Annotated in this window: 19 protein-coding genes; 4 read left to right on the forward strand and 15 right to left on the reverse strand. The window is 56.7% G+C overall.

Annotation, left to right across the window (positions count from 1 at the left end; genetic code table 11):
* Positions 1-8 precede the first annotated feature (8 nt).
* The 5 genes from ACZM8Y_RS08985 to ACZM8Y_RS09005 all read right to left on the reverse strand — a co-directional run bounded on the left by ACZM8Y_RS08985 (position 9) and on the right by ACZM8Y_RS09005 (position 4,940).
* A complete protein-coding gene (locus tag ACZM8Y_RS08985) occupies positions 9-1,211 on the reverse strand; it encodes an amidohydrolase (protein ID WP_482330712.1) in 1,203 nt (400 codons plus the stop codon).
* Positions 1,212-1,261: 50 nt separating this feature from the next.
* Positions 1,262-2,143, reverse strand: coding sequence for an SDR family NAD(P)-dependent oxidoreductase (locus ACZM8Y_RS08990; protein WP_337432306.1), 882 nt, complete (start codon positions 2,141-2,143; stop codon positions 1,262-1,264).
* Positions 2,144-2,214: 71 nt separating this feature from the next.
* Positions 2,215-2,925, reverse strand: a complete 711-nt coding sequence (locus tag ACZM8Y_RS08995; RefSeq protein ID WP_479858411.1) for an SDR family NAD(P)-dependent oxidoreductase — start codon at positions 2,923-2,925, stop codon at positions 2,215-2,217.
* Positions 2,926-2,938: 13 nt separating this feature from the next.
* On the reverse strand, positions 2,939-3,862 hold the full coding sequence (locus ACZM8Y_RS09000) for a DMT family transporter (RefSeq protein WP_308771235.1): 924 nt from the start codon (positions 3,860-3,862) through the stop codon (positions 2,939-2,941).
* A gap of 349 nt (positions 3,863-4,211) precedes the next feature.
* A complete protein-coding gene (locus ACZM8Y_RS09005) occupies positions 4,212-4,940 on the reverse strand; it encodes a hypothetical protein (protein ID WP_482330710.1) in 729 nt (242 codons plus the stop codon).
* On the opposite strand from ACZM8Y_RS09005, the gene ACZM8Y_RS09010 reads away from it, so the two are divergent.
* Positions 4,911-5,810 carry a GGDEF domain-containing protein gene (locus tag ACZM8Y_RS09010; protein ID WP_487480030.1) on the forward strand — a complete coding sequence of 300 codons (900 nt, stop codon included), beginning with the start codon at positions 4,911-4,913 and terminating at the stop codon, positions 5,808-5,810. The genes ACZM8Y_RS09005 and ACZM8Y_RS09010 overlap by 30 nt on opposite strands.
* Before the next feature lie 323 nt (positions 5,811-6,133).
* On the opposite strand, the gene ACZM8Y_RS09015 is transcribed toward ACZM8Y_RS09010, so the two are convergent.
* A complete protein-coding gene (locus ACZM8Y_RS09015; protein ID WP_302551609.1) occupies positions 6,134-6,802 on the reverse strand; it encodes a YoaK family protein in 669 nt (222 codons plus the stop codon).
* A 469-nt stretch (positions 6,803-7,271) separates the two neighbouring features.
* On the opposite strand from ACZM8Y_RS09015, the gene ACZM8Y_RS09020 reads away from it, so the two are divergent.
* On the forward strand, positions 7,272-7,502 hold the full coding sequence (locus ACZM8Y_RS09020) for a hypothetical protein (protein ID WP_483971659.1): 231 nt from the start codon (positions 7,272-7,274) through the stop codon (positions 7,500-7,502).
* A 396-nt stretch (positions 7,503-7,898) separates the two neighbouring features.
* Here the strand turns inward: ACZM8Y_RS09020 and ACZM8Y_RS09025 are convergent, their stop codons facing one another.
* From ACZM8Y_RS09025 to ACZM8Y_RS09040, 4 genes are all read right to left on the reverse strand, one after another.
* Entirely contained in the window at positions 7,899-8,708 is an 810-nt protein-coding gene (locus ACZM8Y_RS09025) for a MetQ/NlpA family ABC transporter substrate-binding protein (RefSeq protein WP_302551610.1), read from the reverse strand.
* 77 nt (positions 8,709-8,785) lie between these two features.
* Positions 8,786-9,448: a methionine ABC transporter permease gene (locus ACZM8Y_RS09030; RefSeq protein ID WP_308771239.1), complete on the reverse strand. Its 663-nt coding sequence runs from the start codon at positions 9,446-9,448 to the stop codon at positions 8,786-8,788.
* Positions 9,441-10,448 carry a methionine ABC transporter ATP-binding protein gene (locus ACZM8Y_RS09035; RefSeq protein WP_302551612.1) on the reverse strand — a complete coding sequence of 336 codons (1,008 nt, stop codon included), beginning with the start codon at positions 10,446-10,448 and terminating at the stop codon, positions 9,441-9,443. Before ACZM8Y_RS09035 ends, ACZM8Y_RS09030 begins: the two co-directional genes overlap by 8 nt.
* 693 nt (positions 10,449-11,141) lie before the next feature.
* A complete protein-coding gene (locus tag ACZM8Y_RS09040) occupies positions 11,142-11,486 on the reverse strand; it encodes a cupin domain-containing protein (RefSeq protein WP_302551613.1) in 345 nt (114 codons plus the stop codon).
* Between the two features lie 443 nt (positions 11,487-11,929).
* Here ACZM8Y_RS09040 and ndk point away from each other — a divergent pair, with 443 nt between their 5' ends.
* Positions 11,930-12,346: a nucleoside-diphosphate kinase gene (gene ndk, locus ACZM8Y_RS09045; RefSeq protein ID WP_337432122.1), complete on the forward strand. Its 417-nt coding sequence runs from the start codon at positions 11,930-11,932 to the stop codon at positions 12,344-12,346.
* 182 nt (positions 12,347-12,528) lie between these two features.
* Complete coding sequence (locus ACZM8Y_RS09050) at positions 12,529-12,678, forward strand: hypothetical protein (RefSeq protein WP_489501711.1); 150 nt, start codon at positions 12,529-12,531, stop codon at positions 12,676-12,678.
* A gap of 654 nt (positions 12,679-13,332) precedes the next feature.
* On the opposite strand, the gene ACZM8Y_RS09055 is transcribed toward ACZM8Y_RS09050, so the two are convergent.
* The 5 genes from ACZM8Y_RS09055 to ACZM8Y_RS09075 all read right to left on the reverse strand — a co-directional run bounded on the left by ACZM8Y_RS09055 (position 13,333) and on the right by ACZM8Y_RS09075 (position 22,653).
* Positions 13,333-13,713 carry a hypothetical protein gene (locus ACZM8Y_RS09055; RefSeq protein WP_482330709.1) on the reverse strand — a complete coding sequence of 127 codons (381 nt, stop codon included), beginning with the start codon at positions 13,711-13,713 and terminating at the stop codon, positions 13,333-13,335.
* Positions 13,714-13,903: 190 nt separating this feature from the next.
* Entirely contained in the window at positions 13,904-15,286 is a 1,383-nt protein-coding gene (locus ACZM8Y_RS09060) for a sodium-dependent transporter (protein ID WP_302553169.1), read from the reverse strand.
* Between the two features lie 152 nt (positions 15,287-15,438).
* Positions 15,439-19,137, reverse strand: a complete 3,699-nt coding sequence (locus ACZM8Y_RS09065; RefSeq protein ID WP_482330707.1) for an AAA family ATPase — start codon at positions 19,135-19,137, stop codon at positions 15,439-15,441.
* 10 nt (positions 19,138-19,147) lie between these two features.
* Positions 19,148-20,377, reverse strand: a complete 1,230-nt coding sequence (locus tag ACZM8Y_RS09070; protein WP_308771353.1) for an exonuclease SbcCD subunit D C-terminal domain-containing protein — start codon at positions 20,375-20,377, stop codon at positions 19,148-19,150.
* Between the two features lie 77 nt (positions 20,378-20,454).
* Entirely contained in the window at positions 20,455-22,653 is a 2,199-nt protein-coding gene (locus tag ACZM8Y_RS09075; protein ID WP_482330704.1) for a hypothetical protein, read from the reverse strand.
* Positions 22,654-22,752: the final 99 nt, after the last annotated feature.

A 22,752-nucleotide genomic window follows, 5' to 3' on the forward strand; every position in this document is an offset into this window, starting at 1 on the left:
AGATGCTCTCAGGATTCGTAGACGATACGCCCGCCGGAGATGGTTTTGAGCACGGAAAGCGTCTCAATGGATTCGGGCGGTACGGTCAGCGGATTTGCAGAGAGCAGCACAAAGTCCGCATAGTATCCGGGAGCGATGGTGTCCACCACATGGTCGCGTGCGCTGCACTTGGCGGCATTGACGGTATAGGCTTTGAGGGCGTCGAGCGGGGAGATTCTCTGATCTGGGCCGAGAATACGCCCCGCCGTGGTTGTGCGGTTGACGGCGGTATGGATGGAACGGATGGCATCCACGGGCTGCACCGGAGAGTCGACATGGAGGCCGAAGGGAATTCCCATGCGAGCGCAGGAACCGCAGGGATCGAGCCGCGCGGCCCGCTCTTGACCGAGGAACAGGTTGACGTGGCGCTCGCCCCAGACGTTGACGTGGCGGACAAAGAACGTCGGCGTGACCCCGCAGGCATGGAGCCGGGCCAACTGCTCGTCGGTCGCCATCTGTACATGGATGATCATGTCTCCGGGGATTTTCCGGGGGCACTTCCGAAGTGCCTCCTCAAACCCCCGCACGACGAATTCAATGGCGGCGTCGCCGTTGGCGTGGAAGGCGACGGGGACGCCTTGGCAATGGTATTTGGCAATCAGTTCGGCGATCTGTTCGGGTGTGAGGACATAATCTCCGCAAAAACCGGGTTTGCAGGCGTAACGCTCCTTGAGCACGGCGGTTAGGGACTGGATCGAGCCGTCCGCAAACGATTTCACCCCTCCGTAGTAGAGATAGTCGGAAACGGGCATGTCCCATGTACCCAGTTCGAGCATTTCATCCATGATGTTGGGCATGAAGTGCAGATAGCCCCGGGCATTCATGCGGTTTTCCCGGGCCAGCCGGTTGTAGGCGCGGAGTATGCCGTGGGCACCGTTGCCGAGGGTTATGCCGCCATCCTGAAACATCGTAAAACCCGCGCGATTGTAGTCGGCGATCGCATATTCGATTTTTTCGGGAAGCTTCTCAGGCGGGCAGGCCGGAATTTTTTGGAATACCGCGAAATAGGCGTTTTCTTTGAGCAGGCCCTCCGGCATGCCGTCATCGCCGAGTACAACCACCTCGCCCTCAACGGAAAAATCAGCGGTGACGCCGAGTTTGGCGAGTCCGAGCGGGTTTGTATACCCCATGTGGCGCAGTGAGGTGTGGAAGGCGCAAAAACGGGCATCCATAAGAAATGATGAGGAGGCCAACGCCTCCTCAATCAGCGCGTAGGGCTCGTTTATATGGCTGTCCAGCCTCCATCAATATGGATGATCTGCCCCGTGATATAGTCGGACGCAGGGGAAGCGAGGAACATGGTCAACCCTTGAACATCTTCCGCGAAGCCCACCCGCTTCATGGTGGTTTGCCGGGCGAGGGCCTCGACGACTTCCGGCCTGTCGAAGAGCGGGGCGGTGAGCTGCGTCTTGAAGAAGCCCGGCGCGATGGCATTGGCCGTGATGCCCGTTCCGGGGCGTGACCATGCTTCGGCCATGCCCCGCGTGAGCTGGGCGATGCCGCCCTTTGACGCCCCGTAGGGCAGGCCGTTGGGGAAGGCGCGGCTGCTTTGAAGGGAGGCGATGTTGATGATGCGCCCCCATCCTCGGCGCATCATTTCGGGTACGAGGGCCTGAGCAAGAAAGAACGGCGCGGAAAGGTTGAGCCGCAGCGTATATTCCCAAATTTCGGGCGTGAGTTCGTCCCACGGCTTGCGCGGGTTCAGGCCGGCGGCGTTGATGAGGATGTCCGGCGCTCCGAAAGGCTGGGACGCTCTTTGGACGAGCTCCGGCAGCGCCTTGAGTTCGCTCACATCGAAGGCAATGCAGGCGATGCGCTTGTCTTGATCCGGATCCCGATGGGCGGAGCGTGCCGAGGGATCGGAGTCATACGCAAGGCGGCAGCCCTGCTGCTTCAAGCTGGCAAAGATCTCTTCCGCCGAGGCTTCAAGACGATCCGGCGTGCGGCCCACGAGGATGAGATTGGCTCCAGCGTGGAGCAGGGCATGGGCCATATATTTGCCGAGCCCGGAACCCGCGCCTGTGACAAGTGCTGTATGGCCTTGGAGCGAAAAGAGGTGCGTCTGAAGAGGGGAGCGTGCTTCCGTATCGCGTTGACAATCCATGAGAGCCTCCGACAGCGTAGTTTTGTTGTGTTGCTGAGTGCCGTTTAACGAGACGTCGTGTTCCGAAACCGTTATTCGACGTAAATCATCCGTTTGGTCATCCCCCCGTCAACAATAAGGTTATGCCCGTTGACGAAATCGTTTTCCTCGTGGGCAAGGAACAGGCAGGCATTGACGATATCGCGGGGGATGCCCACACGCCCGGAAGGGTGTTGGGCATGATCCGCAGGGGAAAGCGCTTCATAGCCGTCGGCCTGTATCCAGCCGGGGCTCACGGCGTTGACCGTGATCGGCGTGGCGCTCAGGGATACGGCCAGCGTATTCGTGAGGGAGACAAGGCCCCCTTTTGAAGCGCCGTAGGCCTCCCACCCCGCTTCGTTCTGGTTCCAGCGGGTGGAGGCGATATTGATGATGCGCCCGTAATCCTGCCCCGCATTGGCCTTGATGAATGCCTGCGCGCACAGGAACGCGCCGCGCAGGTTTACGGAAAGGGCGCTGTCGAATTCGTCGGCGGTCATTTCCATGATGGGCTTGTGGAAATGGGCGAGGGCCGCGTTGTTGACGAGAACGTGGACGGCGCCGTGCCGTTCCGTCACCCGTTGGAAGGCATCATTGACAGCCTCGGCCTGCCTCAAGTCGGTTCGGATGAAGCCAATGCCTTCAGGCAAGGCTTTGTGCTGTTCCACGTCGAGGGCCGTGACCGCATACCCCGCACGCTGGAAGCCTTCGCAAAGGTGGAAACCGATGCCGCCTGTGCCGCCCGTGATGACGCATACCCTCATGCCGCACCCCGTGTTATGCTGGAGCCGCCCCAGCGTTTTTTACGTTCTTCTGCGGGAGCTGCGCAAGCACGATTGCGCAGAACATGAAGGCGCATCCCACCGTTTCCCGCATGGTCAATTGCTGGTTCAGTATGACGAATCCGGCCAGCACGGACACCACGGCCTCAAGGCTGAGAATCAGGGAGGCGACTGTGGGGTTCATGCCCTTCTGCCCCACGATTTGCAGCGTATAGGCAACGCCGCTCGACATGATCCCCGCATAGAGGATAGGTTTCCATGCGGCGAAGAGCTGCGTGAGGTTCGGCGCCTCAAAGAGCAGCATGGGAACCGCGCAGAGCAGGCCGCAGACGAAAAACTGGATGCAGGACATTTTGACGCCGTCCACGCGCAGGGTGAAGTAATCAATGATCAAAATATGGATGGAAAACAGGATGGCACAGATGAAGATCAGGAAATCCCCAAACTGGATGGTCAGGCTCTCCGTAATGCAGAGGAAATAGAGGCCGATGATGGCCAGCACTACGCCGATCCAGACGAACAGGCCGCACCGTCTTTTGAAGAACAGCCCAAGGAGCGGGACGATGATGATATAGAAGGCCGTAATGAACCCTGCCTTGCCCACGGATGTATACATGATGCCGATTTGCTGAAAACAGCTTGCGAAGCAGAGCATCACGCCGCAGCACACGCCGCCGATCCAGAGCTGCCCCCTCGTTTTTGTATCCGAGGGCTTGATGCAGTCGGGGGAGACGGGGTTCAGCCTGTTGAGCAGTGCAATGCAGGGGATGAGGAACAGGCCGCCGATGAAGGAACGCACGCAGGTAAACGTGTAGGGGCCCACATAGTCCATTCCTACGCTCTGGGCGACGAAGGCCACTCCCCAAATGACGGCGGTGAGGAACAGCAGAAAGGAGTTCCTGAGTTGCAACGTGTTCATGGGCGGTGTGATAGCCTGAGAAGGCCGGGGATGCAATAAAGCTCAAGAGGCTTTTTCGGTGACACGGCGATGAGGCACGGCAAAGGCCCCCTACGTACTTATTTTCGCCGATGCCGAAGAACCATAGCATTAACGGCTGGTGCGTATTTGAGGAATGCTCGAGGCCCTTTGGATGGTTGCCAGACATCTTGATAACATATTATTTCTGTTGTAAAATAAAATAATTTAGCCGATAATGCAATCCAAGAATGTTTTTGTTTCTCCTTATTGGAAAATGAGAAGGAAAACGTGTAGAGGGAAACGCCATTCCCCTTGGCTGAGCAGCCGGGGCATTCGTGGCTGAGGGATTTTAAAAGGCTCTGCCATAGCATGTGGTTGCTTCATCTCCACAGCACAGTGAAAATGCAGTTTTTCCAGTCTTCCCCTTGGCGGAATCTATGGCTGAGGCATTTTGTTGGTTATTCTTTTGGAATTTCAAGGAAAAAAGCATCAACCATTTTCTATGGCAGGGTCTTCCCAAAATGGCCGTCATCCAAAATGTGAATGGATCCGCAGCATGACAACATTTTTTTCCAATGCGCAATCTCTTTCCGGTAACCGCCGAGACTGCCCTGAGAGCCTGTTGCAGATTATTATGGATGAAGTGGATGAAATCGTTTATGTAAGCGATACCACCACATACGAGATCCTCTATCTGAACGAGTTCGGAAAAAAGGAATTCGGGATTACGGACATCGGAAATGGCAAAAAGTGCTATGAAGTCTTGCAAGGCCTTGATGCTCCATGCCCGTTTTGTACCAATCCGTTTCTCAACTGTGAAACATTCTACATTTGGGAAATTACCAATCCCGTTTCGCACCGCCATTATTTGCTCAGAGACAAGCTGATCCACTGGAATGGGCATCTTGCCCGGCTGGAATTTGCCGTCGACATTACGGAAAAGGAGAACATCAGCCAAGCTGTGCAGCGCAAGCTTGATATTGAGAGTACCCTGTTGGAGTGCATCCGTATTTTGAACAGGGAAGAAAATTTCCCGCAAGCCGTGGACATGGTTCTGGAGAACCTTGGAACGATGCATCAGGCTGATCGCGCCTATATTTTCGAGTACAGCGTTTTGAAAAGTGGCGAACTCATCGCCAACAACACCTATGAATGGTGCTCAGAAGGTATTTCCCCTCAGAAAGAAGCCCTCCAAAATGTGCCTTTCAGCTGCATCAGTTGCTGGCAGAAGATGTTTGAGCGGCGTGAGGATGTGGTTATCGACAACCTTGAGTCAATCCGGGACAGCGATTTGGATATGTACAACGTACTCAAGCCGCAGGGGATCGAGAGGCTCATCGTTGTCCCTCTCGTCCTGAATGATGTCATTTCCGGGTTCATCGGCGTGGATAACCCAAAGGCCAATCAGGACGATCATTCCCTGCTGCATTCGCTGGCCTATTTCGTTACGAATGAGCAGCGGAAGCGCAATATGCAGAGCGAGCTCAAGCGGATGAGCTACTGCGACGGCTTGACGGGGCTGCATAACAGGAACAGCTATATTTCCGTATTGCAGAAGCTTGAAAAAAATCCCCCGGATTCGCTTGGCGTCGTTTTTGTGGATCTCAACGGGTTAAAGCGCATCAACGATCAGCAAGGGCACGACTCCGGCGACAAATACATCCGGGACATCAGCCGGATATTCAGCCGCTATTTCCGGGGGGACGATCTGTTCCGCATTGGCGGCGACGAATTCGTCTTCCTCTGCCGGAACATTCCGAAACGGGTTTTTCATGAGAAGCTCGCCGCGCTTCGACGCGAGGCCAATAAAGCATATCCTGAATCCCTGTCGCTTGGGCAGGTATGGGCCGAAGGGGACGTGCACATCATGGATATGGTGAAACAGGCGGATAAGCGTATGTATCAGGAAAAGGCCGAATACCGTACCCGGCGTGGCGATACGGCCTAAAATAATATGAAAACAGGCACGATGTCCTTTTACGGATGCCGTGCCTGCTTTTTAAAGGCCAGATCATAGGAAATGGCTGATGCTTTCTTGAAGTTCCAAAGGAATAACCAATAAAATGCCTCAGCTATAGAGCCAGCCAGAGGAAAAATTGGATAAAAAGGCTGTATTTTCACCGTGCTGTAGAGATGAAACAATCACATGCTGTGACAGATCCTTTTCAAACAGGCATAGGGAGCGCAAGGAGCCGGGGCTTCCGGGCCGTCTTGCCCTCCGCTCGAAACGTCCGTCAGTTTTTTCCACACGGCCTAGATGCGGCTTTGGGCTCATATTTCTTTCGCAAACATGCTCAAGAAGGCTATGATAAGAAAGAGGCAGCAGAACAGAATGGCTTTTTCAGCGAAGAGGGTGGACAGGGCGGCCCCCAGCGTTGCGCCGAGCGCGAAAAAGACAACGATTTCGTAGTAGCTGAGGATGGTTTTCTTTGTATCGGGGTCTCGCGTGCGGACATAATGGAATATCTGCTCAGTGGCGCTACGGAGATTGCCGGTGCACATGGTCGTCGCCACACTGTGCCCATTGACTTTTCTGAAACTTTCCACCTGTACGGCACAGACGAAGGAAATCAGGATGTTGACGGCAGTATCCCATACCCCGGAGGCCATGAAGGCCGGAAAAAAGAGAAGAAGCGCCTCAAAGAAAACAACAATCTGCCTCCAGTGAAGCAGATCGTATTCCTTGAATTTGGCCCGTATCCACTCTGTGAACAGAATGCCCAAGGCAAACGCGATGATGGGGAAAAAGTAAAGGGCGACTTCCTTGAGGTTGCCTTCTGCAAGATTCAGCCCAAGGAGCACGATATTCCCCGTCTGTGCGTTGGCAAAGACCTCTCCCCGCGTGATGTACGTGTAGACATCAAGGAACCCTCCCGTCATCGTCAGCAGGGCGCAGAGCAGGAATGATTCTGATACTTGAATGTGTTTGCTGTGTTTCATCCTTGACCCAATCCGGACGGCTGACTTTCCCTTGGAAAGTTGCCGGATGCTTCAGCCGGTGAGAGCTTTTTCTTTTGGCTCTGTCATAGCATGTGATTGCTTCATTTCCACACACGGTGGAAATACAGCCTTTTTATCCAGTTTTCCCATTGCGGAATCCCTGGTTAAGGCATTTTGCAGGTTATTCCTTTGGGGCTTCAAGGAAAAAAGCATCAACCATTTTCTATGACACAGCCTTCCTTTTTTGTGGGGGACGGCTGACAGTGTTCCCGTCCACCTGCGCCCCGCAGCCTTTTACAGAAACCGTTTAAGGCGCAACGGGGTGAACAGGTATCCCCGTTGGATTGAGAAGTCAAGTAAAGCAATGTGATACATTATTAGGGGCAATGTATTCCGTTTTTCAGAATTATCCTTTTCCCATCCCTTTCCGCGTTGGAAAAATAAAAAGCTGTGCCATAGGAAATGGTTGATGCTTTATTTCTTGAAATTCCAAAAGAATACCAATGAAATGATCCAAGCTTGGAGTCCTTCAGCGAAAAAATTGGATAAAAAGGCCGTATTTTCATCGTGCTGTGGAGATAAAGCAACCACATACTATGACAGAGCCAATAAAAACGTACGCAGCATGTCTTTGGGGGAACACACCACCCCATCATGGAGAGGAGATACTCCTTATACGGTATCCCTATTGGAGCGTTGAAGAAATGTCGGCTGTATTTCTGCATGAAACCAGACAAAAGCTATAGACATCACAAAGGGAAAAGATGAGCATTTCACATTGCTCCGCTACTTGTCGGTGAGGCTTTTTCATGCTTGCAAGACTGCTTAAAAGAAGGGCATCCTGTGTTGCTATGTCTGTATTCAGCACATGTGGAACTTATTTATAGAAGGCTCTAGCATAGTATGTTGTTTTATCTCCACAGCATAGTAAAATACAGTCTTATAGGATATTGAAAGGATGTCTAAAAGGGATGTCTTCGGACGGTACGGAAATATTCAGGAAAAAACAGGTTCGGTAATGGGGAGTTCGCCGCAGCAAACAAAAGCCCTGCCGAGAGTCCCGGCAGGGCATAAAGGCGGGGAGACAAAAAGCGGCTTAGTTGGCGGGAACCACGGCGCCTTCGTACTTCTTGGTCATGAATTCCTTGACCTGATCGCCCTTGAGGGCATTGATCAGCGCCTTGAGTTCAGGGCGGTTTTCATCTCCGGCGCGTACGGCGAGGATATTGGCGTAGGTCGTCGCGGCGATGGAGTCGGCTTTTTCGGCAGACAGCGCATCGGCCACTTTGAGGCCGCCGAGGATGGCGTAATTGCCGTTGATGATGGCGAGGTCAACGTCAGGCAGGGCGCGGACAAGCTGAGCCGCTTCGATTTCTTCGATCTTGAGCTTCTTGGGGTTTTCCGCAATGTCGCGGCGGGTGGCGGTGAGTCCGGCGCCGTCCTTCAGCTTGATGAGGCCGTTGGACTGGAGGAGGAGCAGGGCGCGGGCTTCGTTGGTGGTGTCATTGGGCACGGCCACCATAGCGCCGTCCTTCAAGGCGTCAAGGGACTTCGTCTTGCCGGCGTAGATGCCGAAAGGTTCATAGTGCACGGTGCCGATGGATATCAGCTTGGTACCCTTTTCTTTATTGAAGTCGTCAAGATAGGGTTTATGCTGGAAGAAGTTGGCATCCAGCTCCTTGCCTTCGAGCGCCATATTGGGCTGCACGTAGTCGGAATATTCGATGATCTGAAGTTCGTAACCCTGCGGTTTCAGAACGTCGTTGGCGACCTTGAGGATTTCCGCGTGGGGCGTCGGGGAAGCGCCGACGCGGATTTTCGTGGCGGCCTGAGCCGCGGTTGCAGAGCCGGCGGCGACGGCGAGGGACAAGGCCGCGGCCAGAAGGGCGGAGCGAAAGTTTTTCATGATACCGTATCCTTATCAAGTGTTAGAGGTTCACGGCCGCGGGCGTGGGCCCAAGAAGCCGTTTATCGCGGAAAAAATCAGGAAATGCGCCTGTCGCTTCGCTTCGTGGCCCAGTTGCCGAAGCTCTGGAACACCTGCACGATGACGATGAGCAGGACGACGGTGATGAACATGATGTCGGTCTGGTAACGGTTGTAGCCGTACATGATCGCCAGCTTGCCGAGGCCCCCGCCGCCGACGGCTCCCGACATGGCGGAATAGCCGAGGATCGTGGTCGCTGCGATGGCGCTGCCGTTGATGAGCGAAGGCAACGCTTCGGGCAAAAGCACCTTCATGATGATCTGCATGGTGGACGCCCCCATAGATTGCGCCGCCTCAATGACGCCGCCGTCGACTTCCAGCAGGGAGGATTCCACAAGCCGGGCCACGAAGGGCGCGGCGGCGATGACCAGCGGGACGACCGTGGCGTTGTTGCCGATGGTCGTCCCCACGAGCAGGCGGGTCAGGGGAATGACCGCGATCATGAGGATGAGGAAAGGGAACGAGCGGGTCAGGTTCACCACGACATCAAGCACGGCATAGAGCATGGGCCGGGGCGTGATGCCGTCCTGACGGCAGATGACGAGGACTGTCCCCATCATCATCCCGAACACATAGGAAAAAAAGGTGGAAACCAGCGTCATGTACAGCGTGTCCACGACGCCTTCAAGCAGCATTTCGATGGTGGCCTGATCAAACATTCTTCATTTCCTCCAGCATCAGTCCCTTGGAGTCGGCATAGGCGACGATACGCCGGACGACGTCCTCGTTGTCCGGCAGTTGCAGCACCATCTGGCCGAATGCCGTCCCGCCGATGTCGCGCGTGTCGGCAAACATGATGTTGACGGGGGCCCCGCATTCCAGCACCAGATTGCTGATGACCGGCTCGAACGAGGAACGGCCGTTGAAGATGATCCGGTACAGCCTGCTGTGCGGCATATCCTGCAAGGCTTCGGGGATGACGAGCTGGCGCGCCTCTTCGGTCTGGGGGTGGAAGAAAACCTCTTCGACCGATCCCGTTTCGGCAATCCGCCCGTGGCTGATGATGGCGACCTGATTGCAGATTTTCTCGATCACGCTCATTTCGTGCGTGATGATGACGGCGGTGATCCCCAGACGCCGGTTGATGTCCTTGATCAGCGAAAGGATGGATTCCGTGGTGGCGGGGTCGAGGGCTGAGGTGGCCTCATCGCACAGGAGGATCTTGGGGTTGGTGGCCAGAGCGCGGGCGATGGCTACGCGCTGCTTCTGCCCGCCTGAAAGCTGCGACGGGTAGGACTGCGCCCGGTCGGACAGGTTGACGAGCTCAAGCAGTTCACGCGCCCGTTCGCGGGCGGCGTCCTTTTTGACCCCGGCAAGCTCCAGGGGAAAACAGATGTTTTCCTCAGCCGTGCGCTGCATGAGGAGGTTGAACTGCTGGAAGATCATGCCCATGCTGCGGCGGGCCACTTGCAGATCCCGCGAACCCAGACGGCACATGTCTTTGCCTTCAAACATGACGCTGCCGCCGGTGGGCCGCTCAAGCATGTTGATGCAGCGCACCAGCGTGCTTTTCCCTGCTCCGCTTTTGCCGATGATCCCGAAAATATCCCCTTTCCGTATGGTCAGGTTGATGCCTTGGAGGGCATAGACTTCGGTATTTTTGCTCCTGAACCGTTTTTCGAGGTTCTGGATTTGAATGATGGCTTCCGTCATCCGCATTTTTCTCCTGTTCCGTTTACATCAGGAGCTACGATAGTAGCGTGCACGCACACCGTCAAACGTCCGTGCGGGCGATACTATTACCTACTTTTGGCTCTTTGAGAACGCCGGAAACACTATTTTTCTAATGAAAAAATTAATCTATTATTCCTAATAGATAGAATAGGGTGTCATCATGTTTCCCACGAAAGGGGAAATGTGATTCCCATCATGCTTCGCGGCGGGCGGGGGTTGTGATCTCAAACTTATAGATTTGATGTGCGGTTTTCGTCAATCCCCGAAGGACACGAGACGTTCACCTTCTCGATGATTTTAAAAAAATTATTTTGAATTTCATATAGTTAAAATGTATCTTTCATTGCAAAAGTGAACGTCTCAGGGCACAGATAGCTGAGAAAGAAACTTAGGAGAGGAGGAATGACAAGGAAATATGTATGGACTCTTCCCAGATTTGTTACAACAATATAAAGACGTAACCGTAATTCTATGTCAACGCTGCAACATTCCGCTATACATCACGGCATCAAACGGTTTTTGTCCATATTGGAAAGCAGTAAGGGGTTGTGCAACAAAAAAGCTCTCCTCAAAGGAGAGCTTTGCATTATGGCTTTTAGCCTATTGAGGGGGTGAAGCGATCGAACCAATAACCAACCCGTTATGCGAGTGATTGTTATTCGGGTGTTGAAATGAGGATTACGTATAGAGGATCAAGGCGATAAATTCAAGATCTTCAGTGCCGTTATTCTCCAGCATGTGTTCCTCGCCGTCTTTACAGATCATTACGTCACCGGCGGTTACTGGTTTCATCTCGCCATTGTCGAAATAAAGGCCAGTGCCGCTGAGGACATGGTAGACTTCAAAATCACCGACATGGCGATGTCGGCCGACGGAACAGCCGGGCTTGAGCACGCAATGGTTGAAAAGGCGGCCCTTGCCCGCGAAGTCATCGCCGCTGAGCAGTTCCACAGCGAGGATATGCCCTTTGCCGCCTTTGTGCGGCATGTCTAATTTGTTCAGTTCATCATAGTGCCGTATCATGAAAATGCTCCTTTCGGCCCATGATACGGCACTTCATGACTTTTGTGAATGATGGGCGTGCAGCATTGCTTAATTCCCGTAAATGTATATGGAGCATCTTCGATATGTTCGCCGCAGTCCAGCGCATCAATCCGATCCATCCCGTAGGCTGTGTCGTTGCGGTACATATAACTATTTGAGATTATTTAAAATAATTTTTATAGCCTGAAGAAATAGTTAAGTAATTTCAACAAATTATATATAATTGATGACACGATCTATTGTCCGGGGTGAGTATGAAGGAAAATACGTCCCCGTTTTCATGTATGGGGAATGAAAAGAAGCAAGGGAAAGGTATCAGTATATGAAGGCGGCGGTACGGAGTGATTGCTTTTTGCCGAGGAGTCCTTTAGGCAGGAAGACATGTGTCGGCTCTCCCTTTTTACCTACAGGAGTGAACAAACATGATCGAGCGTACCCTTTCCCTGATCAAACCCGATGCCGTACAACGGAATCTGACCGGCGAAATCCTTGCCATGATCCAGGGGGCTGGCCTCAAGGTCGTGGCCCTCAAGATGATCCACATGACCAAGGCACAGGCGGAAGGGTTTTACGCCGTACACCGGGAGCGTCCTTTTTTTGACAGCCTGACCGATTATATGAGTTCCGGCCCGGTGGTCTGCTCCATTCTGGAAGGTGAGGACGCCATCCATCGGTACCGTGAACTCATGGGCGCCACCAATCCGGAAAAAGCCGCTGAGGGGACAATCCGCAAGAAATATGCGGTCAGCCTCGAGGCGAACTCCGTACATGGTTCCGACGCGCCGGAAACGGCGGCCTTTGAAACCCGCTATTTCTTCAACGCGTTTGAAATAGTATAGGGTTTACCTGTTCAAAAAGAACATGAAGGCCACAAGGACGACGAACAATAAAACCAACGATGTGGTAATCATATAAACCTCCCTTTGTGAAAAGCCCCGGTCATACCGGGGTTTTTCGTTACATGCCGAACCATGTGCAGCCGCTGTAGAGCGGGAAGTGTCCGCAAACCTCACCCGCCACGATGAGCAGGAGAATGATACCGGCCCTGCTCCAGAGCGGGCAGGGGCAGGCCCGGCAAGCGCCCGGAAGCATCTTGTTGACGCCGCTACAGATGAACAGCAGAGGGTTCGGCGTTACGCTGAAGAGCAGGATCGTCGAATGCTATCGGTAGCTAGGTGGAGAACGGCGATTGTACCAACAAGAGTTGTAACGGGTTCATCGACAGTTGAAGGATGAAGGCCAATACCGTGCAGGGTGAAGATGGCGAGGCTCTGATAACCGTGCATGGCTAAACTCCTCCGGGGTTACTGATATGTTTCCCGTGCAGCCCTTCAGTGTTGCCCTGCGGTTTGGAATGAAGGTTGGAAGCACAGGTGAAGTAGGGGCGGGTGAATTCCGGCCTTGGAAGCGGTACGATGCTGGCCTGTTTCCCATAACGCTTGAGCAAGTTCTTCGTATTCATTGTAATCCAGCGCGCGGCAGGGGGCAGGCCGCGACGCAGGACAGGGCTGGCCTTACTCAAGATAACCGCGGCAGAAGTCGCGTTTGGTCATCTCCTCGCGTATCGGAGTAAACTGCGGCGCGCCGTAGGGAAAGTTCCATCCGCAGCAGCAACCCGCATAACGGTCTGGAGCCGCCTACAAGATTCATGAGCCGGGTAACGGGCGTAGCGTTCGGAGGCCGACTTTTGCCTATGGTACTGCCGATCGCACCCGTGCCGTAGTTCTGATGGACGGCCTCGTTGCCGTAGGTGTCTACGGTGCCGCGCAGCCCCTGCCCGATTTCCCCGAAGGCTTCCTCCCATCTGATGCGCTCGAACTTCCTTCTATCCTGTAGCCACCCGGCACAGAGGATAGGGGATACGCTGTTCGGCATGGATGCGCTGACGCATGGAGCGGCCGAGCGGGCAGGCCCGGATCTGCTGCATACCGTAGCGCTCATCTCCGTTGTTGTCCGTCTCCACATGGGTGATCACGCCGTCTTTGACGTGCACCCGCAGGGCGCAGCGGCTGCCGCAGTTGACGTTGCAGGAATCCCAAAGGATACGCACTTCCCCGGTTTCTGATGGGGGGCGGTACGGCGGCGCTTCCCGTATTGAGGATTTCGATAGAAAAAGGAAAGAACGCCGAGGTGAGGACGACGCGCCGCCCTTGATTCCGTCGCACCGTTTGAACAGCGCCTGCGTGGTACAATGGGGGTTCCGCATGGGCCCTCCGCAGAAAAAGGATTCCGTTCCCGGAACGTTCGGCTGGATTCGAGGAACAGGCAGGCTTGCAGCATACCGCACCAGAAAGGCGGCTGTCAGTGATAAGTGGGAATCAGAGGTTCGCGTCATTAGGACATAAAAAAGGGAAGGCCGGAGCCTTCCCCATACGGAAACGGGCGCGCCTGAAGCGCTATTTGAAAAACTTGTCGATATAGCCCTGCACGAAAACAAAGAAGACGATGAAGGGCAGAATATATTTGACATACAGGCGCAGGCCTTTCGGGAACATGAGGCCCTTGCCGGCGTCCGCTTCGGCGATGAAGTTGTCCCATCCCCAGCCGCGCTTGTAGCAGCAGAAGAACAGGAACACCATGGAGCCGAGGGGCAGCAGGTTGTTGCTGACGATGAAGTCTTCCAGATCGAGGATCATGGAGCCGGGGCCAAAGGGCTGGATGTCGGACAGCACGTTGAAGCCGAGGGCGCAGGGCAGGGAGAGCAGGAAGACCAGAACGAAGTTGACGGCGACCGCCTTCTTACGGGTCCAACCGAGCACGTCGATGCCGTAAGCCACGATGTTTTCCAGTACGGCGATGACCGTGGTGAGGGCCGCGAAGCTCATGAAGACGAAGAAGAGCATACCCCACAGCTGGCCGCCGGGCATGCTGTTGAATACGTTGGGAAGGGTGACGAATATAAGGCCGGGGCCGGAACCCGCGTCGACGTTGAAGGCGAAACAGGCCGGGAAGATGATAAGGCCAGCCATGAGCGCGACGAACGTATCCAACAGCATGATGTGGATGGACTCGCCGGTCAGGGAACGCTGTTTGCCGATGTAGCTGCCGAAGATGGTCATGGCGCCGATGCCGAGGCTCAGGGTGAAGAACGCCTGTCCCATGGCGGCATAGATGGGTTCCCAAATGCCGTGCTGGAACATCTTGCCGAAGTCCGGCTTCAAATAGAACAGGATGCCCTTTTCAGCCCCCGGCAGGGTGACGGAGCGGAGCACTAGAAAGGTCATGACGATCAGCAAGCAGCCCATCATGATTTTGGTGATGCGTTCGACGCCCCTCTGCAAGCCCATGGAGCAGACAATGAACCCGGCGATGACCGTAACGGCCATCCAGCCGACCTGATCAAAAGGATCGCCGAGCGTCCCGCCGAAAAATGCGCCGATCTGTTCGGGCGTAAGGCCCGAAAGCTGGCCCGAACCCATATACCAGCAGTAGGACAGCATCCAGCCGGTGACGGTCGTATAGAACATCATCAGTACGTAGCAGCCGATGATGCCCCCGTAACCGTACAGATGCCAAAATGTTCCCTTGGGTTCCAGCTTGCGGAAAGCCAGGCCGATGCCCTGTTGGGCGGCACGGCCCACGGAGAATTCCATCACCATGATGGGAAGGCCGAGAATAACGAGAAAAATGAGATAGATGAGGACGAATGCCGCCCCACCGTAGGCTCCGGTGATGAAGGGGAAGCGCCAGACGTTGCCGAGGCCGATGGCGCAGCCGGCCGATAGCAGCAGGAAACCAAGGCGGCTCCCCAGCTTTTCACGTTCAATACCTTGTTCCACTGTTGTTCCTCCTTAGGATGTGGGAGGATGAATAGGTGACTTTTGCGTCTGAGGCAAGCGGAGACTGATAGCCGGAAAACGCTCAGGTTTCCTGTTGTAAGGGGAAAGGCGATACGTTATCGGGGATTAGGCTTTGTCTCCATACCGGGCCCTTATGCCGAAGTGCAGCCGGGGCCGCTGACGGCGCTGCGGCCTCCGGTTTTCGGGGTGACCTGTATCTGCGTCCCGATGCGTTCCTTCAAGGCCGTCACGTGCGAAATCACGCCGATGAGCTTGCCGTCCCGGTGCAGCCCGGCCAGCGTATCCAGCGCGGTGTCCAGCGTATCCTCATCCAGGGTGCCGAACCCTTCGTCGAGGAAAAGGGAGTCCACCCGTACCTTCTTGCTCGCCATTTGCGAAAGGCCAAGGGCGAGAGCAAGGCTCACAATGAAGCTCTCGCCGCCGGAAAGGTTTTTGGTGGAGCGGATTTCCCCAGCCTGATAGCCGTCGATGACGTCGAGTTCCAACGGCTGTTCCTTGCTGCGGAGAAGCAGATACCGGTCGGTCATGCGCCGGAGCTGGCGGTTTGCGTGCTCGATCATGATTTCAAACGTCAACATCTGCACGAAATTGCGGTATTTTTTTCCGTCGGCGGAGCCGATGAGATCGTGCAGATTGTTCCAGCGGCGGCACTCGCGGCGCTGCGCCTCTACCGCCGCCGTGCGTTTCTGATGCGCCAGCTTGACCATATGGTTATCATGGAGCTTCTGCCGCAGGCCGCCGATGGCTTCCTGCTGGTTCTTGAGGGTATCCCGAAGCCTTGCCAGCGTTTCGTCAAGTTCTTCTTGGGTGCGATCCGTTACCTGCTTTTCGCGTTCGGCGGCCAACTGCGCGATCCGGTCGGCCAGGCGCGCTTCCAGTTCGGCCCGCTCCGTGAGCAGCCCCTGTTCCTTCTGGGCCAACGTATTCCGTACCGTTTCCGTGAGGCAGGCATCCCGGTATTCCGTTTCGTCGGCAAAGCCGGTTTGCGAAAGGCGAAGCCGGAAATCCTCTTCCAGCGGCCCAAGCTGCGCCTGGCGTTCCGCGATGGCGCGATCGAGCGTCTCCTTTTTGCTGGTCAGCCCCGCAAGTCCCTGCCTGGCGGCATCGACGGTTTGGCGGACGCTTTCAAGCCGTTTTTCGGCTCCTTCGACGAGCCCGTTGAGCCGTTTTTCTTCCTCATCCGGGGATTTGTCCCCAAACAGTTGCCTCCGGTCGAGCCGCAGCTTTTCCTGCCCCTCCGACAAGGAACGTACCGCCTCCCGCTGCTTGCCCAGATCCTTCCCCATATCGAGGAGCCGGGAAGCGAGATGTTGGGATTCCAACTCCAACGCGCCCATAGTTTGTTGCAAAAGATCGCGCCGTTTTTCCAGAGATGCCCAATGGTCGCGCCGTTCGGATAGGCTGTGGAGCAAGCCCTCCAGCCCGTCCACCGTGAGGCTTTCGATGCCGTAAGGCCGCAGTTCCCGCAAAACGGCTTGGCGCAGTGCCGTGTACTGTTCCAGCAGCGAACACCGCTCTCGTTCGGTGCGCACGGCTTCCTGTTCGGCACTGTCCTTATGGTGGAGGGCGGTTTGCAGGGCCAGTTCCAGCCGGTTCGCTTCGTGCCGGGCCTTCTCCCATGCCGCCATGTCGGCTTGCAGCCCGATGTCCTCCTGTTCGGCCTGCTGCAAGATGCGTTCAGCCAGCCGCCGCTCGGCCTCCGTCGTTTCCCGCAGCCCTTGAAGCGAGAGGGGCAGGGAAGAAGGAAACGGCTGCTCTTGGGGGGCAGGGGGGATGGAGGGATGCGCCAGCGCGGTGAGGCATTCGCGCATGTGCGTTTCGTGTTCGGACAGTGCGGCGGCTTCTTTTTGCAGTTGTTCCGTCACCCATTCCCGTTCGCGCGAAAGCCCGGCGAGATCGCTTTGGAGGGAAGCTAAAGCGGTTCCAGATCGCTTCAGATCATCCTTGAGCCGTGCAAGATGGGCTTCCGGCGCGGCGGGGGCGGGGACGGAAAGTCCGGCAAAGGGATGTTCCGTGGCTCCGCACAACGGGCACGGTTCCCCATTATGGAGATGCCGACGCGCTTCCTCAAAAGCCCGCAGGCGAGAGTATTCGGCCTGTTCCGCTTCCCGTTTTTCATATTCCGCCTCCAGACGGAGGTGCTCTTTTTCGGCGGCTTGCAGGCGCTGCGTGAGTTCGGCCTCATTGCGGGCACGTTTTTCTTGCCGCTGCTCAAGCCCCTTGATTCCCATGAGGCAGGCTTCATAGCGCCGCAGGGCTTCTTCCGCTTTGTCCAGCAGGCCGCTGCGGGTTGCCGCGTCCACAAGGCGTGCCCGCCAGTCGGCGACGTTCCGATCACCCAAGAGCTCCGTCAGCGTTTTCCGGCGCAGGGCAACCGCTTGTTCCAGACGGGCTGTTTCCCGTTCCTGCCGTTCCTTGAGGGCAAGCGCGTTCTTATGCGCTTGGGCCGTCTCTTGCTGGCGGGACAACGCCGTTTCGACGGCGCGCTTCTTTTCGCGTCCCGTTTCGGCCAGTTGGCGCAACTGTCCACAGGAATGCTGTATGGCGGACAGGTTTTCGACAAGCCCCTGATCCGCCGCCGTGCGTTGCAGGGCGGCAAGCACTTCCGTGAGGCCGGTTCGTGTGTCGGCAAGCTGTGCGTTCAGGGTTTGATGGGCCGACTGCGCGGCGGCAAAGGCGTTTTCCCGCTCGGCAAGTTCCCGTTTGAGGGCGGACAGGGCCGTCTCTTTTTCAAGAATTTTGACATCATATTCCCGCACGACGCGGATTGTCCGCAAGCCTTGCTCACGTTCCCGCTTGCCCTGTTCCAGCACTGTCCCTGCTGAAGCGAACGCCGCTTCCGTTTGCCGCAATTCGGTTTCGCACGCGGGCAACGCCTCGGCGTATTCCTTTTGCTGCCGGAGATCCTGCGTCTGGGCATTTCGGAGGGAGACGAGCCCGGCATACGCCCCGGAAAGTTCCAGCGCTTTGTTGGCACGTTCCAGTTGATGACGTTCCGGCTGAAACGCTTCAATCCGTTCCGCAAGCTGCTTCTTGCGGCTTTCCAGCATGGCAAGTTCAGCCTGAAGGGTACGGATGCCCTCCAGCCAGAGCAGGGCCTGTTGCGTCCGGTCGGACTGCCGCGCCGCTTCGGAAGCCTGCTCGATCAAGGAGGCCAGATCCGCATGGAGGCGCTGTTCTTCCGCTTCTTCAAGGAGGTGGATGCCCGCCAGCTCCGCCTCCAGCGTTTCAAGCCTGGTGCGCTCAAGCACGACCCGCGCATGTACGCATTTAGAGATATCCGAATAGACTTCCGTACCCGTGAGCTGTTCCAGAATGGGGGCGCGCTGATCCGCAGGCGCTTGCAGGAACGCGGCGAATCCCCCCTGCGCAAGGAGCATGGAGCGCGTGAATCGTTCGAAATTCATTCCGGTGGCTTCTTCCACCTTGTCGTTCACACCCTGGATAGAGTTCTCGATAAGCCGGCCCGAAGCGGCGTCGGAAAGTTCGCGGCGGGGGGCCTGCAATTCCCCGGAGGCTTTTTTCCTCGCCCGCCTTTGGCCCCAATGACAGCGGAACGTGCCCGCCCGCGTTTCAAAAGTGACTTCGGCGAAGCATTCTCCGGTCTGGCGGGACATGATTTCGTTTTCGCTTTTGGTGACGCGGGGCAGGCGCGGCGTACGCCCATACAAGGCAAGGCACACGGCATCGAGGATGGTCGTCTTGCCCGCACCCGTGGGGCCGGTGATGACGAAAATGCCGTCCGACAGAAAAGCCGGGTGCGTAAGATCGATGGCCCATTCCCCGACAAGGGAATTGAGGTTTTTGAAGCGGATCTGGAGAATGCGCATGGTGTTTCCGTTAGGCGTGAGGGTCTTCTTCGAGAAATGAGGCGACGGTTTCCCTGTAGGCCAGACGGAGATCCGGCCTTTGCTCGTCGGGCACGCCGTGGGCGGCGAGGCAGCGTTCAAACACTTCGTAGACGTCCAGCGCATCCAGCGTGTCGGCATCGTCATCCCGTTCCAGGGCGCGTTCCATGAGCCGGGCGTTCTTGATGCGCAGGACTTCCATGTCCGTTCCCGCCGTAAGCGTTTCGACCCGGTCACGGAGATCGCTGATGAGTTCGCTGCCCGTATAGATGATTTCGAGCCACGGGCGTCCGCCCTCGGCGGCAAGAGCTTTCAGCCGGGATTCGATGGCCTCCCATGCCCCTTCAATGCGTTCCAGCTCCTGAAAAACAGGAACGGGAACGCACTCCACGGATGCCTGACGGCCCGCGAAATCCACAAGGCAGACGCTCTTGGCGCCGCGTTCCCCGAAGCCCATGGGCACGGGGGAACCGCTGTAGCGCCGGGTTTCGGAGCCGCCGATTTTTTGCGGGATATGCAGATGTCCGAGGGCGAGATAGTCGATGGTGTCCGGGAAGCAGTCGGCGGTCACTTGTGCGAGCGATCCGATATAGAGCTGGCGCACGCCGTCGCCGTCGGCGGTCTGGCCGCCCGACGCGAAGAGGTGCCCGGTTGCGAGCACGGGGAGATCCGGGCGCGTCCGGTACGTTTCGGCCTGCGCGCTGACCGCGGCGTAGTGGCGGCGGATGCCGTCGATGAGGTTCCGTTCCTTGTCTTCAATGCTTTCGCCGGCCTCGACCACCCGGATGTCCCGATCCCGCAGATAGGGGACGGCGCAGACGATGAGCTCAGGCTCACCGTCCGGGCCGTTGAGCCGAAGGATTTCGTGTTTGGGGTCGTCCGTGATTGCGCCTACGACATGGACGTTAAGGGCGCGCAGGAGTTCTTTGGGGGCTGTCAGGAAGGATGGCGAGTCATGATTGCCCGCCACTACGACGATGTGGCGGCAGAAAGGCACGACCCGGCAGAGGAAGCGGTAGTAGAGTTCTTGCGCACGGTTGCTTGGGGCGCTGGTATCGAACACGTCCCCGGCGACGATGAGCACATTGACCTGCCGGTCACGGATTGTATCCGCCAGCCAGTCGAGGAAGGCGGAAAAGGTTTCGTAGCGTCTGCGCCCGTAGAGGGTGCGCCCGATATGCCAGTCGGACGTATGCAATATTCGTAAGGACGTTGTTTTCATCTTGAAGGCTCCGTAGCAGGCCTCCGTTGGAGGCCGGTTGCTACAGATAGCCTCTGAGCACGGGGCGGGCAAGCCCCTTACTTGACCGGAGGGGTGGGAACCTTGGGAGCGGCGATGCCGCTGGCCTGTTCCTGTTTTGCCGAATGCCGCTTCTGATATTCTTTCCAGCCCCAATAGCCGCTTCCGGCGAGCAGTGCGGCGAGGCAGGCGACGCCGAACGCCACGGCCCATTTTTTCCAGCGGTTCTGTTTGCGGAAGGGATCGTCAAAGGAGCGGCTGGCATTGGGAGGCAGGGCCGCCGCGTCGGTCAGGCAGGAACCGAGCATGAAATTGATGGGGATTTGGCTGTTCACCGCCCACCCCGATGCGTCAAGGACTGGCCCAAGCGTCCTGCGCCGCAATTTTAGCCACGCAAGGAACATGGAGGGGCCGGATATGCACAGGAAGATCCCCAGGAAAAGCAGGGGGAACTGCCACCACGACAAAGCGAACAACGCCGCCGCGATGCTGGCGAGCGCCGTGCCGATGGCGCCGAGGGCGAGCCCGATAGCCGCGAAGATCCCCATGCTCCGCCCGATGTCGAACGGTTTGGCATCCTTTTGGGTATCCGTGGCTAGTTTTTCAATGGATTTGGAGGCGTCGGACATGAGCGCGGAATCTTTGGACGACGCCAGCTTTTCGAGCTGGTCGGTGATCATGCGCCCGAACCGTTTGTAAGGCGCGAACATGGCTGTACGGATGCTGATGGGGTTATCCACCAGCTTGACCAAAACGGCTTCCCAGCTTTGGCCTTGCGTGTCCACAAAAACGCCGTGCCGCCCCGGTAACAGCAGGTTGGAGTCACCCGCCGTAACCGCAGCGACGATATTCATTTTTTGGCCCGTGTCGAGGCGTGAGCACTCGCAATAGGCAAGGCAGAGATGGCTGGGCTGGGCCTGTGCTGCGTGGCTGGTGATGTCGTCTACGCGCAGGCAGAGATTGCAGCCTCTGCCGTCGATGAACAGCGTGCCGATCTGAAAAGTCGTAGGCCGTGAAAGGGCGTAGAAGTCGCAGAAGGAAACGAAGTTCATCAACAGCCGGTGCAGGTGGTGATGGTAGAGGACGAGGCGCTCCACGTCCGTGAGCGTTTTGAGGTGGCCCGCCGCCTCTTCGTCCTGTTGCGCCAACGTCTCGAAACGGGAGGGGAGATCGCTGGAGAGCAGTTCTTCAAGCCGTTCCATGCCGAGTTGTTCCACGCCGCTTTCGGGTTTGCGGGCAACCAGTTCCGCATACGGGGCGAAACGCGTTTTGATGGCTTGCCATTTATCGGAGGTCAGCTCGTCCCGTACGCCAAGGAGGGGAACGGCAATCGTATCTTTCAGAGCGATGATCTGATCGCGCCATGCGGGGTTGAGGCCTTTTTCAAGAGGAAGCGGCTGATCCGCCGCGATATGCGCGAGGGGCAGTTCGCGCATGGCCTCGTCATTCGTATTGAGGTCGTGATCGACAAGCTGGGCAAAAACCGTTTCCGGGGCATTGAGCGCATCCGAGGCCCGAACGTCAAAGGCGACAAGTCGACAGCGCGTGAAGTAGTCATCGATTTTGGATTGGACGGACTGGAAAACCCGGAAGGCCGTGTCCGTGCCGGAACCAAGCGGAAACGTGTCCGCATAGGCCGCAAGCTCGTTGAACCACGCCTTGTAATCCTGTATGTTGCGCATAAATGTTTGGGCCAGTTCAAGCGTGGCGCCTTGCTGGCCTCCAACATCGGTCGCTCCGCCCGTGGTTGTGATGATGTCTTCGATGAAGCGGTTCATATCGGGAGCGAAGGAAGGGTGCGGCGTCATCACCCCGTCGCCGTTGAAGGCCGTCTGTGTCGCCGCGTCAATGGCTCCCATCACATCTTCCTGTGTGAGGGGCCCCTCTTTTCCGTTTTGCGTGAGGATACGGCTTGCGGCGGCATACAGCAGGCGGCCTTCATCCGTATCCTGCCTGATTTCCTCAAGAGCCAACCCCGGACGGCTTTCGGCCAGCAGCGCGGGATCGCTGAGACGGGCTACAGTCCAGCGTACGGCATCAAGGACTTCCTGAATGCGGATGCGTCCGTCTTTGTCGGCGTCAAGCAGTTCCAGCGTCCGGGCGTCAAACTGGAGCTTGTCGATGGGGCAACTGAGTGCGACCCAGAGCTTGGGGTCAAGCTCGTCGAGGTGCAGCAATTCTTCAGGCGTCCGCAAGGTCACCTGATCCAGGCCGCCGATTCTGTGAAACTTCCAACTGAAGGCCGCATGATTGGGCATGGCGTTCTCCTCTAAGTGTAATGTCCTTTTGGCTGTAGCCCGGATCGGGGATGTTTCAAATGAAAATGTGCGGCGGGGGTGCGTGCGGGGCGTAGCCTT

It is taken from the genome of Bilophila sp. (assembly GCF_057864385.1).

Bases quoted from the DNA above. Each gene is read 5' to 3' on its own strand.
- ACZM8Y_RS09030 (WP_308771239.1), bottom strand. From the start codon at position 9,448: ATGTTTGATCAGGCCACCATCGAAATGCTGCTTGAAGGCGTCGTGGAC.
- ACZM8Y_RS09010 (WP_487480030.1), top strand. From the start codon at position 4,911: ATGGTTCTGGAGAACCTTGGAACGATGCATCAGGCTGATCGCGCCTAT.
- ACZM8Y_RS09025 (WP_302551610.1), bottom strand. From the start codon at position 8,708: ATGAAAAACTTTCGCTCCGCCCTTCTGGCCGCGGCCTTGTCCCTCGCC.
- ACZM8Y_RS09055 (WP_482330709.1), bottom strand. From the start codon at position 13,713: ATGCGGAACCCCCATTGTACCACGCAGGCGCTGTTCAAACGGTGCGAC.
- ACZM8Y_RS09070 (WP_308771353.1), bottom strand. From the start codon at position 20,377: ATGAAAACAACGTCCTTACGAATATTGCATACGTCCGACTGGCATATC.
- ACZM8Y_RS09015 (WP_302551609.1), bottom strand. From the start codon at position 6,802: ATGAAACACAGCAAACACATTCAAGTATCAGAATCATTCCTGCTCTGC.
- ACZM8Y_RS08985 (WP_482330712.1), bottom strand. From the start codon at position 1,211: ATGGATGCCCGTTTTTGCGCCTTCCACACCTCACTGCGCCACATGGGG.
- ACZM8Y_RS09065 (WP_482330707.1), bottom strand. From the start codon at position 19,137: ATGCGCATTCTCCAGATCCGCTTCAAAAACCTCAATTCCCTTGTCGGG.
- ACZM8Y_RS09020 (WP_483971659.1), top strand. From the start codon at position 7,272: ATGCTTTATTTCTTGAAATTCCAAAAGAATACCAATGAAATGATCCAA.
- ACZM8Y_RS09040 (WP_302551613.1), bottom strand. From the start codon at position 11,486: ATGATACGGCACTATGATGAACTGAACAAATTAGACATGCCGCACAAA.
- ACZM8Y_RS09000 (WP_308771235.1), bottom strand. From the start codon at position 3,862: ATGAACACGTTGCAACTCAGGAACTCCTTTCTGCTGTTCCTCACCGCC.
- ACZM8Y_RS09035 (WP_302551612.1), bottom strand. From the start codon at position 10,448: ATGCGGATGACGGAAGCCATCATTCAAATCCAGAACCTCGAAAAACGG.
- ACZM8Y_RS09050 (WP_489501711.1), top strand. From the start codon at position 12,529: ATGAGCAGGAGAATGATACCGGCCCTGCTCCAGAGCGGGCAGGGGCAG.
- ACZM8Y_RS09005 (WP_482330710.1), bottom strand. From the start codon at position 4,940: ATGCATCGTTCCAAGGTTCTCCAGAACCATGTCCACGGCTTGCGGGAA.
- ACZM8Y_RS09075 (WP_482330704.1), bottom strand. From the start codon at position 22,653: ATGCCCAATCATGCGGCCTTCAGTTGGAAGTTTCACAGAATCGGCGGC.
- ACZM8Y_RS08990 (WP_337432306.1), bottom strand. From the start codon at position 2,143: ATGGATTGTCAACGCGATACGGAAGCACGCTCCCCTCTTCAGACGCAC.
- ndk (WP_337432122.1), top strand. From the start codon at position 11,930: ATGATCGAGCGTACCCTTTCCCTGATCAAACCCGATGCCGTACAACGG.
- ACZM8Y_RS08995 (WP_479858411.1), bottom strand. From the start codon at position 2,925: ATGAGGGTATGCGTCATCACGGGCGGCACAGGCGGCATCGGTTTCCAC.